The organism is Nocardioides psychrotolerans (assembly GCF_943371775.1).
Classification (GTDB): Bacteria; Actinomycetota; Actinomycetes; order Propionibacteriales; family Nocardioidaceae; genus Nocardioides; species Nocardioides psychrotolerans_A.
In genome coordinates this window covers 1-14,232 of sequence record NZ_CALRWD010000051.1, presented here as the reverse complement: position 1 = coordinate 14,232, position 14,232 = coordinate 1, and the positions used below count along the sequence as shown (strand labels likewise).

8 protein-coding genes and 1 pseudogene are annotated in these 14,232 nt (G+C 71.0%); 7 read left to right on the top strand and 2 right to left on the bottom strand.

The genetic code is table 11. From position 1 onward, the window contains the following. The first annotated feature begins 130 nt into the window (after window positions 1-130). The 6 genes from AAG827_RS14580 (at window position 131) to AAG827_RS14555 (ending at window position 11,897) form a co-directional block, all read left to right on the top strand. Window positions 131-3,586 (top strand): M36 family metallopeptidase, encoded by a 3,456-nt coding sequence (locus AAG827_RS14580; protein ID WP_341926814.1) that lies wholly within the window; start codon window positions 131-133, stop codon window positions 3,584-3,586. A 95-nt stretch (window positions 3,587-3,681) separates the two neighbouring features. Continuing rightward, a complete protein-coding gene (locus AAG827_RS14575; RefSeq protein ID WP_341926813.1) occupies window positions 3,682-5,655 on the top strand; it encodes a maltotransferase domain-containing protein in 1,974 nt (657 codons plus the stop codon). Continuing rightward, window positions 5,652-7,349, top strand: coding sequence for a maltose alpha-D-glucosyltransferase (gene treS / locus AAG827_RS14570; protein WP_341926812.1), 1,698 nt, complete (start codon window positions 5,652-5,654; stop codon window positions 7,347-7,349). The genes AAG827_RS14575 and treS overlap by 4 nt, the downstream gene beginning before the upstream one ends. Further along, window positions 7,346-8,794, top strand: a complete 1,449-nt coding sequence (locus tag AAG827_RS14565; RefSeq protein ID WP_341926811.1) for a hypothetical protein — start codon at window positions 7,346-7,348, stop codon at window positions 8,792-8,794. The genes treS and AAG827_RS14565 overlap by 4 nt, the downstream gene beginning before the upstream one ends. Continuing rightward, a complete protein-coding gene (gene glgB, locus AAG827_RS14560; protein WP_341926810.1) occupies window positions 8,791-11,055 on the top strand; it encodes a 1,4-alpha-glucan branching protein GlgB in 2,265 nt (754 codons plus the stop codon). The genes AAG827_RS14565 and glgB overlap by 4 nt, the downstream gene beginning before the upstream one ends. A gap of 74 nt (window positions 11,056-11,129) precedes the next feature. Continuing rightward, a complete protein-coding gene (locus tag AAG827_RS14555) occupies window positions 11,130-11,897 on the top strand; it encodes an NUDIX hydrolase (protein WP_341926809.1) in 768 nt (255 codons plus the stop codon). A gap of 36 nt (window positions 11,898-11,933) precedes the next feature. Here AAG827_RS14555 and AAG827_RS14550 read toward each other — a convergent pair. Then, window positions 11,934-12,761, bottom strand: a pseudogene (locus tag AAG827_RS14550) (EamA family transporter); the annotation flags it as partial. 73 nt (window positions 12,762-12,834) lie between these two features. Between AAG827_RS14550 and AAG827_RS14545 the strand changes: the two are divergent. Beyond that, window positions 12,835-13,740, top strand: coding sequence for a LysR family transcriptional regulator (locus tag AAG827_RS14545; RefSeq protein ID WP_341926808.1), 906 nt, complete (start codon window positions 12,835-12,837; stop codon window positions 13,738-13,740). Here AAG827_RS14545 and AAG827_RS14540 read toward each other — a convergent pair. After that, window positions 13,737-14,093, bottom strand: coding sequence for a hypothetical protein (locus AAG827_RS14540; RefSeq protein WP_341926807.1), 357 nt, complete (start codon window positions 14,091-14,093; stop codon window positions 13,737-13,739). The two genes, AAG827_RS14545 and AAG827_RS14540, sit on opposite strands and share 4 nt — an antisense overlap. Between the last annotated feature and the right edge of the window lie 139 nt (window positions 14,094-14,232).

Sequence of the window (14,232 nt, the reverse complement as noted above, 5' to 3'; positions counted from 1 at the left end):
CGCTACCGGCATTTTCTGGAACGATCCAAAGATCTCGCGAATCGAGTGAGGAATCGTGGACGACCTCTCCCGCGGCACCTCGACGGCTCCGGGCTCCATAACGATCACTCACCTCCCGCGTTGAGGGGTCATGACCTCACTGCCCTCTCGGCGGCGCCGCCACGCGTTGACCGCCGCAGCCCTCCTGACCGCCACCCTGGTCCCTGGGCTCCTCCAGCTGCCGGCCCTGGCCGACAGCCCGACCTCGTCCGCGCCGTCCTCGACGAGCGCTGCCACCGCAGCCTCCGACGAGGTCGACCTGACCCAGGTCCGCACGCTCGGCGACCCGGTCCACGGTCTGCCCGACGTGGACGCGCGCGGCACGGCGGTGCCGTCGCTGGCCCAGCGCGCAGCCGTCACGCGCCTCGGCGTCCTGGACGTCCGGTGGAACCGCTTCGGCACCCCCGCCTCCCTCCTGCCCGCCGACGGCGCGCTGGCGACGGCCACCTCCGCAGACCCGGTGGTGGCCGCCCGCACGTGGCTGGCCCGCAATGCCGCCGTCTTCGGTCTCACCCCCGCCCAGGTCGCGGACCTCGACCTGGTCAGCTCGCAGCCGTTCGCGCTGAGCGACGCGCGCGCCGTGCTCTTCCGCCAGCGCTTCGGCAACCTGACCCCGGCACTGGCGAGCATGGTGACGGTCGGGGTGGCGAACGGCGAGATCGCCTACGCGTCCTCCTCCATCAGCAAGACCACGGGCACCCCCGCAGCCCCCACCCTCACGCCCCTCGAGGGCTGGCTCAAGGCGGCCGCGTCCGTCGGCCGCACGATCCCTCTCGCCGACCTCGACCTGATCACGCGCAGCGTCTCCGACGGCTGGACGCGGCTGCAGGTCCCGGGCTTCGACCAGGAGCAGCTGGTCCGCCTCCGTGCGCTCGCGATGGCCGACGGCTCGGTCCGACCGGTCCTCGAGTCCAACGTCGTCGACGTGGCGGCCGGACAGGCCCTCGGCTACACCGTGATGATCGACGCGGTCACCGGTGAGGTCCTGCACCGCGAGAACAAGGTCGAGAACAGCAGCGACTTCGTCCCGTTCACCGGCTCGATCACGGCCACCGCGTGCGGTCCCAAGCACGCCTTCGAGCTGACCGACAACGCCACCAAGCAGATCGTGGCCGTCGCCTCGACGGTCAACGCGGCCAACGACATCGAGGTCAAGATCTTCGGTCCCGGCAACCAGCTGCTGGTCACCGGCGACCTCGGCACCAGCCCTGAGACCGCGACGTACGCCGCCGACTCGATCCCGGCCGGCACCTACGCCCTCCAGGTGTGCCCCTTCGCAGACCCGACCGTGCCGTTCCTGCCGCCGGGCAACTACGCCGCGTCGATCACCACCAGTGACCAGGCCGGTCCGGGCGCCGGCGACCTCTCCCCCAACCCCCGGTGGCGCTTCTTCCCGGCCAACCCGAGCCTGGACTTCTCCTCGAAGACCACCCCACGCAACAGCGTCATCGGCTGCTGGCTGGTGGCGGCCGGGTGCAACCTGAGCACCGGACCGCTGCGCAACATCCAGGCCCCCGGCCCCTGGGACGTGCTCACCAACACCGGCACCTCCTCGCTGACCACCATCGGCAACAACGCCAACACCCACGAGGCCTGGGCCAGCCCGCTGACCCCCGGCGGTCTGCTCCAGGCCCCCGTCTCGGCGACCCAGGACTACACGACGCCCTTCACCGACGCGTGGAACAACAGCCGCTGCAGCCCCACCACGCTCGTGCCGGGCGGCAACGACATCAACGCCAGCGTGACCAACCTCTTCGTCACCCACAACCGGATGCACGACTACTCTTACTACCTCGGCTTCAACGAGCGGAACTACAACCTCCAGCTCGACAACATCGGCCGCGGAGGCGCGGAGAACGACCCGGAGGTGGGCAACGCCCAGGCCGGTGCCCTCAGCGGCGGTCAGCCGTCCTTCCTCGGCCGCGACAACGCCAACCAGATCGCGCTGCAGGACGGCGTCCCCGGCATCACCAACCAGTACCTCTTCCAGCCGATCGCCGGCGCGTTCTACGCCCCGTGCACCGACGGCGGTCTCGACATGGGCATCGTCGGTCACGAGTACACCCACGCGATCAGCAACCGCATGGTCGGCGGCCCCGACGAGGGACTGACCTCCGAGCAGGGCGGTGCCATGGGTGAGTCGTGGAGCGACCTGGTCGCGGCGGAGTACCAGTTCAGCCACGGCTACAAGAACGGCGGCAACATCTGGGCCGTCGGCGTCTACGCCACCGGCAACAAGGACGTCGCCATCCGCGACTACGCGATCAACCGCAACCCGCTCAACTACTCCGACTACGGCTTCGACACGACGGGCCCGGAGGTCCACGCGGACGGCGAGATCTGGAACGGCACCCAGTGGGAGGTGCGCCAGGCCCTGGTCAACAAGTGGAACAAGGTCGAGCGCTTCCACTACTCCCGCAGCAAGCTGCAGCTCAAGTGCGCGCAGGGCAACCGGGACAAGGGCGTCCAGCGCCCGCAGCTCTGCCCCGGCAACCGTCGGTGGGTGCAGCTCATGTTCGACTCGTTCCTGCTCCAGCAGGGCGCGACGTCGATGCTCGATGCCCGCGACGCGATGCTCGCCGCCGACCGGATGCGCTTCAACGGGGTCAACCAGAAGGTCATGTGGGACGCCTTCGCCCGCCGTGGCATGGGCCGGGGCGCCTCGGTGCCCAACGCCGACTCGAGCGAGCCGACCCCGAGCTTCGCCTCGCCGAAGAGCAGGAACGGCTCGGTCTCCTTCGACAGCACCAGCCCCGGCAAGCTCTTCGTCGGCGACTACGAGGCCCGGGTGACCCCGGTGGGTGACACGCTCAAGGGCACGAAGCTCGACAACGTGGTCTCGATGACGCCAGGTCGCTACCGGATGCTCTTCGTCTCCAAGACCCGGGGCTTCACCCGCTTCACGCTCACCGTGAAGCCGGGCAAGGCGTCCTACCGGATCGCGGACCGGGCCAACCTCGCCGCGAAGGCCGCCGGCGCGAAGGTGATCCGCTCGACCCCGGGCTCCCGCAACCCGGGCTTCCTGATCGACGGCACCGAGAAGACCAACTGGGGTGGTGTCACCACCGCCAACGTCGATGCCTCCAAGCCGTTCGTCGCCGTCGACCTCGCCGGCGGCATCCGGACGATCCGCCGGGTCCAGGTGAGCGCCTACCTCACCCCGGCGCCCGCCTCGGGGACCGAGCTGCCGTTCGCGGCGGACCCCGACTCCGGGTCCCGCTTCACCGCGCTGCGACGCTTCGCGATCGAGACCTGCGTCAAGGCCTGCTCCAAGCCGTCGGCGGTGTGGAAGCGGGTCTTCACCTCGAAGGGCGACGCGTTCCCGTCCCGACGTCCCCGTCCGGTCGCGCCGGACCTCAACCTGAGGTCCTTCCCGATCGGCACCACGAAGGCGGCGGCGGTGCGCCTGGTCGTGCTGGAGAACCAGTGCACCGGGTTCGCGGGCTACGCCGGCGAGCAGGACGCCGACCCGCTCAACGACACCGACTGCAAGACCGCGTCCGACCGGGGCACGATCGTGCACGCAGCCGAGCTCCAGGTCTTCTGAGCGCACGCGCACCACAGGGCGCCCTGTCTCACCCTCCGGGGGGAGACAGGGCGTCCTGGCTTGCGTGCCACCCACCGACCGGCAAGGGTGGAAGCATGGTTGGCCGCATCCCCGTCATGGACGTCATGCCCGTCGTGGACCTCGGGCGGCAGGCCGCCAAGGCCACCGTCGGTGAGCCGCTCCCCGTCAGCGCCACCGTGTTCCGGGAGGGGCACGACAAGCTCGGGACCGAGGTCGTGCTCATCGGGCCGGACGGCACCAGGCGCCCTCCGGTCCGGATGACACCCGACGCCGAGGTGCCCGACCGCTATCACGCCTCGGTCACCCCCGACGCCGTCGGCGTGTGGACCTTCGAGGTGCACGCGTGGTCCGACCCGATCGCCACCTGGCAGCACGACGCCGGGCTCAAGATCCCCGCCGGGGTCGACGTCGAGCTGATGTTCCTCGAGGGCCGTCTGCTGCTCGAGCGCGTCCTCGCCGACCTCCCGACCGACGACCGACCGGCCCGCGCCGTCGTCACCGGCGCCGTCCAGGCGGCCGCGGACACCGAGCGACCGGTCGCGGCCCGCCTGGCCCAGCTCCAGGCGGAGGAGCTCCTGGTCGTGCTCAAGGCCAACCCCCTGCGCGAGCTGGTGTCCGTCGAGGGCCCCTACCCCGCCTACGCGGACCGCGAGCGAGCCCTCTACGGCAGCTGGTACGAGTTCTTCCCCCGCTCCGAGGGCGCCATCAAGGACCCCGAGACCGGCATCGTGATGAGCGGCAGCTTCGAGACCGCGGCCAAGCGCCTCGACGCCGTCGCCGCCATGGGCTTCGACGTGATCTACCTGCCGCCGATCCACCCGATCGGCGAGGTCAACCGCAAGGGACCCAACAACACCCTGACCCCCGGCCCGGACGACCCCGGCTCACCGTGGGCCATCGGCTCCATCGAAGGCGGGCACGACGCGATCCACCCCGACCTCGGCAACTTCGCCGACTTCGACGCGTTCGTGGCGCGCGCGGGCGAGCTCGGCCTCGAGGTCGCGCTCGACCTGGCCCTCCAGGCCGCCCCCGACCACCCCTGGGTGACCAGCCACCCCGAGTGGTTCACCACCCGCGCCGACGGGACCATCGCCTACGCCGAGAACCCCCCGAAGAAGTACCAGGACATCTACCCGGTCAACTTCGACAACGACCCGACCGGCATCTGCCGCGAGGTGCTGCGCATCGTGCGGCTGTGGATGTCGCACGGCGTCCGGATCTTCCGCGTCGACAACCCGCACACCAAGCCGCTCGCCTTCTGGGAGTGGCTGCTGAAGGAGGTCCGCCGCACGGACCCCGACGTGCTGTTCCTCTCGGAGGCCTTCACCCGCCCAGCGATGATGCACGCGCTCGGCTCGATCGGCTTCCACCAGTCCTACACCTACTTCACGTGGCGCACCGCTCGCTGGGAGATCGAGGACTACCTCACCGAGCTGTCCAGCGAGTCCGACCACCTGATGCGGCCCAACTTCTTCGTCAACACCCCCGACATCCTCCACGGCTACCTCCAGTACGGCGGCCCGGCGGCGTTCAAGATCCGCGCCGTCATCGCGGCCACGGGATCTCCCAGCTGGGGCGTCTACGCCGGCTACGAGCTCTACGAGCACGTGGCCGTCAAGCCCGGCAGCGAGGAGTACCTCGACACTGAGAAGTTCCAGATCCGCATCCGCGACTGGGACGCCGCGGAGGCGGAGGGACGCACCCTCGCGCCCTACCTCACCCGGCTCAACGAGATCCGCCGCGCGCACCCCTCGCTCAAGCTGTTGCGCAACGTCACGATCCACAGCGCCGACGACGAGAACGTCCTGGTCTTCTCCAAGACCGCCGGCGACGACACCGTCATCGTCGTGGTCAACCTCGACCCCCACGGCACCCGCGAGACGATGGTCCACCTGGACCTGGCCGCGCTCGGCCTGGCCGGTCACGACAGCTTCGGGGTGCACGACGAGATCACCGGGGCCGACTGGACCTGGAGCCAGCACAGCTATGTGCGCCTCGACCCGCACGACGAACCCGCCCACGTGCTGACCGTCAGGAGGACTGCGTGACGCTTGCCTCCGACACGCCCGACTGGTTCAAGACCGCCGTCTTCTACGAGGTGATGGTCCGGTCCTTCCGGGACTCCAACGCCGACGGCACCGGTGACTTCAAGGGGCTCACCGAGAAGCTCGACTACCTGCAGTGGCTCGGCGTCGACTGCCTGTGGGTGCCGCCGTTCTTCTCCTCGCCGCTGCGCGACGGCGGCTACGACGTCGCCGACTTCACCAACATCCTTCCCGAGGCCGGCACCGTCGAGGACTTCCACCACTTCCTCGACGAGGCCCACGCCCGCGGCATCCGCGTGATCATCGACTTCGTCATGAACCACACCAGCGACCAGCACCCGTGGTTCCAGGCCAGCCGCGAGGACCCCGAGGGGCCCTACGGCGACTTCTACGTCTGGTCCGACACCGACGAGCTCTACCAGGACGCCCGGGTCATCTTCGTCGACACCGAGCCCTCCAACTGGACCTGGGACCCCGTGCGCCAGCAGTACTTCTGGCACCGGTTCTTCTCCCACCAGCCGGACCTCAACTACGACAACCCGGCCGTCCACGACGCGATCATCGAGGCCATCTCGTTCTGGTTCGACATGGGGCTCGACGGCTTCCGCCTCGACGCCGTGCCCTACCTCTACGAGCGACCGGGCACCAACGGCGAGAACCTCCCGGAGACGCACGCCTTCCTCCGCAAGGTGCGCTCCTACGTCGACGAGCACTACCCCGGCCGGATCCTGCTGGCCGAGGCCAACCAGTGGCCGGCCGACGTCGTCGACTACTTCGGCAGCGCCGAGGACGACGCCGGCGAGTGGATCGGCGACGAGTGCCACATGTGCTTCCACTTCCCGGTGATGCCGCGCATCTTCATGGCCGTGCGACGGGAGTCGCGCTTCCCCATCTCCGAGATCCTCGAGCAGACCCCGCCCATCCCGGGCAACTGCCAGTGGGGCATCTTCCTGCGCAACCACGACGAGCTCACGCTCGAGATGGTCAGCGACGAGGACCGCGACTACATGTGGAACGAGTACGCCAAGGACCCGCGGATGAAGGCCAACATCGGCATCCGCCGCCGGCTGGCCCCGCTGCTCGACAACGACGTCAACCAGATCGAGCTCTTCAACGCGCTGCTGCTGTCCCTGCCCGGCTCCCCCGTCCTCTACTACGGCGACGAGATCGGGATGGGCGACAACATCTGGCTCGGTGACCGCGACGGCGTCCGGACCCCGATGCAGTGGACCCCCGACCGCAACGCGGGCTTCTCGTCGGCGACCCCGGGCAAGCTCTTCCTTCCCGCGATCCAGGACCCGGTCTACGGCTACCAGAGCGTCAACGTCGAGGCCCAGCTGGAGAACTCCTCCTCGCTGCTGCACTGGATGCGCCGGATGATCCACGCCCGTCGTGGCCACGACGCCTTCGGCCTGGGCACCTTCGAGGACCTCGGCGGCTCCAACCCGACGGTCCTGTCCTACGCGCGGCAGCACGGTGACGACGTGATCCTCTGCGTCAACAACCTCTCGCGCTTCCCGCAGCCGGTGGAGCTGGACCTGCGCCGCTTCGAGGGGCTGGTCCCCGTGGAGATGCTCGGGGAGGTCCCCTTCCCCCGCATCGGCGAGCTCCCCTACCTGCTCACCCTCGGCGGTTACGGCTTCTACTGGTTCCGCCTGACCCCGAGCGACAACCCCCAGGAGGGGCAGCTGCTGTGACGACCGAGCCGAGCGCGACCCAGATCGACCACGTGGACCCGCAGGTCTTCGTCGCCTACGTGGAGAAGACCCGCTGGTTCGGTGGCAAGGGTCGCCCGTTCACCGTCACCGGCGTACGCCGCCTCGGCGAGCTCGCGCCCGCCTCGGGCGCCGAGCCCAGCGTCGCGCTCCACCTCGTGGAGCTGACCTACGACGACGTGGCGGTCGACGACCCGCACCGCGTCGAGCACTACCAGGTCCCGCTGGCGTTCTACGCCGAGCCGGAGACCCGCCTCGACCACGCGTTCGTCGGGTGGTGGGAGGAGCCCGGCCGCGGCTGGGTCCACGCCTACGACGCGCTCCACGACCGCGCAGCGATGGCCTGCTGGCTCGACGCCTTCGCCGCTGCTGCCGACGCCCCCGACGGGTCGCTGGCGGCCGGCGGGCTGGTCTTCCACCGGATCCCGGGCCACGCGGTCGACACGACGGCGACCTCCACGCTGTTCACCGGGGAGCAGTCCAACTCCTCGGTGTCCTTCGGCGAGGACGCCGTGATGAAGGTCTTCCGCAAGGTGACGCCGGGCATCAACCCCGACGTGCGCGTCCACGACGTGCTGACCCGGGCCGGCTCCGAGCACGTCGCGGCCCTCTACGGCTGGGTCGAGCACGTCTCCCCCGACGGCGACGTGACCCAGCTGGCGATGCTCCAGCAGTTCCTCCGCACGGCCACCGACGGCTGGGACATCGCGCTGACCAGCGTGCGCAACCTCTTCGCCGAGGCCGACCTGCACGCCAACGAGGTCGGCGGCGACTTCGCCGGTGAGTCCGCACGCCTCGGCGAGGCGCTGCGCGAGGTGCACGACGCCCTGGCCGAGCACTTCCCCACCGGCCGCGGCAGCACCTCGGCCGCTGCGGTCGGCGCGGCGATGTCGGCCCGGCTCGACGCCGCGCTCGCCGTCGTGCCCGACCTCGCGTCGTACGCCGACGGCCTGCACGCCCTCTATGGCGCGGTCGCCGCTCTCCCGGACGTGGAGGTGCAGCAGATCCATGGCGACCTGCACCTCGGCCAGACCCTGCGCACCGCGCTCGGCTGGAAGATCGTCGACTTCGAGGGCGAGCCGGCCAAGACGCTGGCCGAGCGGAGCCTGCCCGACTCGCGCTGGCGCGACGTCGCGGGGATGCTGCGCTCGCTCGACTACGCCCCCCACGTCGTGGAGCGCACCCGCTCCGACGACGACCTCGCCGAGGTCAACCAGCGCAACGTGCGCGCCTACGAGTGGGCGCACCGCAACCGCAACCACTTCCTGGTCGCCTACGCCGGTGGTGAGGTCGGGCCGGACGAGCGGGTCCTGCTCGACGCCTACGTCGCCGACAAGGCGGTCTACGAGTGCGTCTACGAGAAGCGCAACCGACCGACCTGGATCTCCATCCCGCTCGAAGCCATCGCGAGGATCGTGACGACATGACCGACACCCAGCCCACCCCCGCCTCCCCCACCGGCTCGGGCGCCCCGAGCGCCCCGAGCGCCAAGCCGGTCGACACCGCGGAGCTCGCCCAGGTGGTCCACGGCGAGCACGGCCACCCCCACGCCGTCCTCGGCCCCCACCCGCACGACGCAGGGATCACCGTGCGGGTCCTGCGTCCGCTGGCCGAGTCCGTCGTGCTGCGCCACGGCGGCACCGAGACCCCGCTGGTCCACGAGCACGAGGGCATCTGGGTCGGGGTCGTGCCGGGCGACGAGGTGCCCGACTACCGGATCGCCACGACCTACGCCGGCGCCGGACCCCACGTCCTCGACGACCCCTACCGCTTCCTGCCCACCCTCGGCGAGGTCGACCTGCACCTGATCAACGAGGGCCGCCACGAGCAGCTGTGGGACGTCCTCGGCGCCCACGTGCACCACTACGACGTCCCCGGGGGCGAGCCGATCAGCGGCACGGCCTTCGCCGTCTGGGCCCCGGCGGCCCGCGCGGTGCGGCTCAAGGCCGACTTCAACAGCTGGGACGGGCGCGAGCACCCGATGCGTCAGCTCGGGCAGTCCGGCGTCTGGGAGCTCTTCGTCCCCGCGGTGGGCTCGGGCACGAGCTACAAGTACGTCGTCCTCGGCGCCGATGGCGAGTGGCGCGAGAAGGCCGACCCCATGGCGTCCTACTCCGAGATCGCGCCCGCGACCTCGTCAGTCGTCTTCGAGTCGCGCCACACCTGGCAGGACGACGCCTGGATGAAGGCCCGCGCCGAGGGCTCCGCGGTCACCGAGGCGATGTCGATCTACGAGGTGCACCTGGCCTCGTGGCGCAGCGGCCGGTCCTTCGACGACCTGGCCGACGAGCTGGTCCCCTACCTGCAGGACCTCGGCTTCACGCACGTCGAGATGATGCCCGTCATGCAGCACCCGTTCGGCGGGTCCTGGGGCTACCACGTCACGTCCTACTTCGCCTCCGACTCCCGACTCGGCGACCCCGACGGCCTGCGCCGCCTGATCGACCGGCTGCACCAGGCCGGCATCGGCGTGATCCTCGACTGGGTCCCCGGGCACTTCGCGACCGACCCCTGGGCGCTGGTCAGCTTCGACGGCACCCCGCTCTACGAGGACCCCAACCCCCAGCGCGGCTGGCACAAGGAATGGGGCTCCCACATCTTCAACTTCGGGCGTCCCGAGGTCCGCAACTTCCTCTACGCCAACGCGCTCTACTGGCTCGAGGAGTTCCACGCCGACGGCCTGCGCGTCGACGGCGTTGCCTCGATGCTCTACCTCGACTACGCCCGCGAGGAGGGCGAGTGGTCGCCCAACAAGCACGGCGGCCGCGAGAACCTCGAGGCCGTGCAGTTCCTCCAGGAGATGAACGCCACGGTCTACAAGCGCGTGCCCGGCGCCGTCACCATCGCCGAGGAGTCGACCTCGTGGCCGGGCGTCACCGGCCCCACCAGCGAGGGCGGCCTGGGCTTCGGCTTCAAGTGGAACATGGGCTGGATGCACGACTCGCTCGGCTACCTCAAGCGCGAGCCGGTCCACCGGCCCTACCACCACCACGAGATGACCTTCGCGCTCACCTACGCCTGGGCGGAGAACTACGTCCTGCCGATCTCCCACGACGAGGTCGTCCACGGCAAGGGCTCCTTGCTGCGCAAGATGCCCGGCGACCGCTGGCAGCAGCTGGCCAACCTGCGCGCCTACCTCGCCTACATGTGGGCCCACCCCGGCAAGCAGCTGCTCTTCATGGGCTGCGAGATCGGCCAGGAGTCGGAGTGGGCCGAGGCCCGCGAGCTCGACTGGTGGTTGCTCGACCACCCCGAGCACCGGGGCGTCCACTCGCTCGTGCGCGACCTCAACCGGGTCTACGCCGACACCCCGGCCGCCTGGTCGCGCGACCACGAGGCCGGCGGCTTCCAGTGGATCGACGCCAACGACGCCGGGCGCAGCGTCTACTCCTTCATCCGTCGGGGCGACGGCCCCGACCTGGTCTCGGTCACCAACTTCCGCGACCACCCGCACGAGGGCTTCCGCCTGGGCCTGCCGCTCGCCGGGAGGTGGGAGGAGGTCCTCAACACCGACTCCTCGACCTACGCCGGCTCCGGGGTGGGCAACCTCGGCGCGGTGACGGCGGTCGCCGGTGACCACGACGGTCAGCCGGCCCACGCCGACCTGGTCCTCCCGCCGCTGGCGACGCTGTGGCTGCGGCACGTGCCCGAGTCCGCCCCCACGGTGGTCGAGCCGCTCCAGGCCTAGTCGCCGAGTCGGCGCGATGTTGCACGACATCGCGCCGACTCGGCCGGCCTGGGGTCGGACACTAGGGTTGTGTCGTGAGTCAGGAGCCGAGGACCGAGACCGTCGCCGACGGCGTCGCCCGCATCGCCTGGGCCCCGGCCCTCGCGGAGGACGAGTGGACCACCACCCTCGACGCCGTACGACGTGAGGTCGCGGCCGCCCTGGAGGCTCACGGCCGCGTGGAGACCCACGTCCCGGCCGACGACGAGGCGGCGCAGCGGGTGGCGACCTGGTCGGGGATGCGTCGCGAGGGCGTGATGCGCGGGGTCGACGGCGACCACGTGGTCTATGCCCGGCTGAGCTCCGACATCGCCGTCGACGAGCCCGGCGGGTTCCGGGCGCTGCTCAACTCCTTCCTGCCGCGCAAGAGGGCGATCAGCCAGATGCTCCTGCGCGCCACCGACGGTCGGGTGCTGGTCTGCCAGCTGACCTACAAGGCCGACTGGGACCTGCCCGGCGGTGTGGTCGAGGTCGGCGAGTCACCGCAGCTCGCGGTCTCGCGCGAGGTCGAGGAGGAGCTCGGCCTGACGATCCCGGCCGGACCCCTGGTGCTGACCGACTGGCTACCGCCGTGGGGCGGCTGGGACGACGCGCTCTGCCTGGTCTTCGACGGCGGGGTGCACGAGGCCGCGATCACCGACCGGATCGTCAAGCAGGCCCGGGAGATCCGCGCGGCGGAGTTCCTCACCACCGAGCAGGTCCACGAGCGGTGCGCCGACTTCACCGCCCGCCGCATCGACGCCGCGCTCGCCAACCTCGCCCAGCCCGACGGCGGTCCCGCCTACACCGAGTCCGGCCGCTGAGGGAGCCCCCGCACGTCGGGGACGCAGGGCCACCAGCGCGCCGAGGACGACCACGGCACCCCCGGCGAGCTCGGCGGCGGTCGGCACCTCCGCCAGCAGCAGCCACGCCGACGCCATCGCGACCACGGGAGCGAGCAGCACCCACGGCACCACGGCGGCGGACGGGTTGCGGGAGAGCAGGCCGTTGAAGATCCCGTAGCCCACGAGCGAGGCCAGGCCGGCGGTGTAGAGCGTCGAGACCAGCGCCTCCCAACCGAACGACGCCACCCCGTCGGCGATCGCCGCCGGGCCGTCGAGCACCAGCGAGAGCGCGAGCAGGGGCAGCGGCACGACGAGCCCCGACCACACCGTCAGCGACAGCCCGCCACTGACCCGCGCCGCCCGCGCGACGACGTTGCCGATGCCCCAGGACAGCGCGGCCAGCAGGCACAGCGCGAGCGCCAGCAGCGGCACGTGGCCTCCTCGCCCCAGGGCCACGACGAGCATGCCCAGCGAGCCGAGCCCCACGCCGACCGCCTGGGCGGCCGTGGGCCGCTCCCGCAGGACGCCCGCGGCGATGACGACGGTGAAGATCACCTGGGACTGCAGCACCAGCGCCGCGAGGCCGGGCGGCATGCCGGCGGCCATCCCGACGTACAGGAAGCCGAACTGGCCCAGCGACATGAACGTGCCGACCAGGGCGACCACCCGCCAGCTCGCAGCCGGCCGCGGCACCAGCAGCGCCGCGGGGAAGACCACGAGCGCGAAGCGCAGCGCGAGGAACAGCAGCGGCGGGACGCCGTCCATGCCCCAGTCGATCACCACGAAGTTGAAGCCCCACACGGTGGCGACGAGGGCGGCGAGGAGGGAGTCACGACGGGTCACGTGCTCCAGCCTGGCGGGCACGACCCGTAAGCACCAGCGAATAGTGATGCATCTGATCACGTAGCATCACTGCATGATCGATCTCGCCGCCCTGGGCTCGCTGCGCGCCGTCGACACGCACGGCTCGGTCGTCGCGGCCGCCGAGGCTCTGGGGTTCACCCCCAGCGCGGTGTCCCAGCAGGTCAAGCGGCTGGAGAAGCAGACCGGCGTCCCTCTGCTCGAGCGCGTGGGGCGTGGGGTGATGCTGACCAGCCACGGCCGTCACCTCGTCGACGCCGGCGGTCGGCTGCTCACCGACCTCGAGGAGATCGAGGCGGGGCTGCACCGCCAGGCCGCGACCGTCGCCGGTCACCTGCGGCTGGCGGCCTTCTCCACCGCGATGCGCGGGTTGGTCGCGCCGGTCGTCCGCACGCTGCGCGACGCGCACCCCGACCTCACGCTGAGCCTCTCGGAGCGCGAGCCGTGGGACACCGTCGACCTGGTGGGTGCGGGTCACTACGAGGTCGGGGTCGTGCACCGCTGGGGCGACGTCGCCCTGGCCATCCCCGAGCACCTGGTGGCCACCACGGTGGCCCACGACGTCGCCGACGTCATCGTGCACCGCGAGCACCCGCTCGCCGGGCGCGCCCGCGTGAGCCCGCACGACCTCCTCGACGAGGGCTGGATCGCCACGCACGAGGGGACGATCTGCCGCGAGTGGCTCACCCGGATGTACGACGGCACGGGGCGCCTGCCCCGCATCGCGCACCAGTCGATGGAGTTCGACAGCCACCTCGCGCTGGTGCGTGCGGGCCTCGGGATCGCCCTGGTCCCGCGCCTGGGTCGCGCCGACCTGCACACCGACCTCGTCGCCGTACCGGCTCACGACCCGGTGCCGACCCGCGAGGTGATCGCCGTGCACCGCCGCAGCATGACCGCCTCCCCGGCGGTGTCCGCCGTGCTGGCAGCGCTGGCCGGCCCCGCGGGCTCCGGCGGCTAGAAGGAGTCCTGGCCGTCGCGGAGGTAGGGCGTGCGGTGGTCGCGGGCGACGCGCTTGATCGCGGTCCAGGCGTCGATCCGGGCAGCGAGGGCGAGGTCGGGCAGCAGCGGGTCCTGGCCGTAGAGGCTGACCAGCGCACGGCCGTCGTAGGTGAAACCCTGGTAGGTCCGGGCGATGCCGTCCGGGTCGCGCTCGCTGAGCGACCAACCGCGGAAGTCGAGCTCCTCGAGCGCCGCCAGGAAGTCGGCGCGGTGCACGGACTCGCCGTCCAGCACCACGTCGGTGCGAGGCAGCGGCAGGATCAGGAAGCCGTCGCCGCTGGCCAGGTCGAGCACCGCGTGGTGCAGACCCATGTCGAGAGTGGTGAGCACATCAGCACCTGTTCGTCCGGGGGTTCGTGTGCCAGGACAACGCGCCACCGGCCCGGGGGGCACGCGTGACGAGGACCTTGTCTAGACCCTGGTTTGAGGCTCGGCCGCGAAGAGGTCGCGG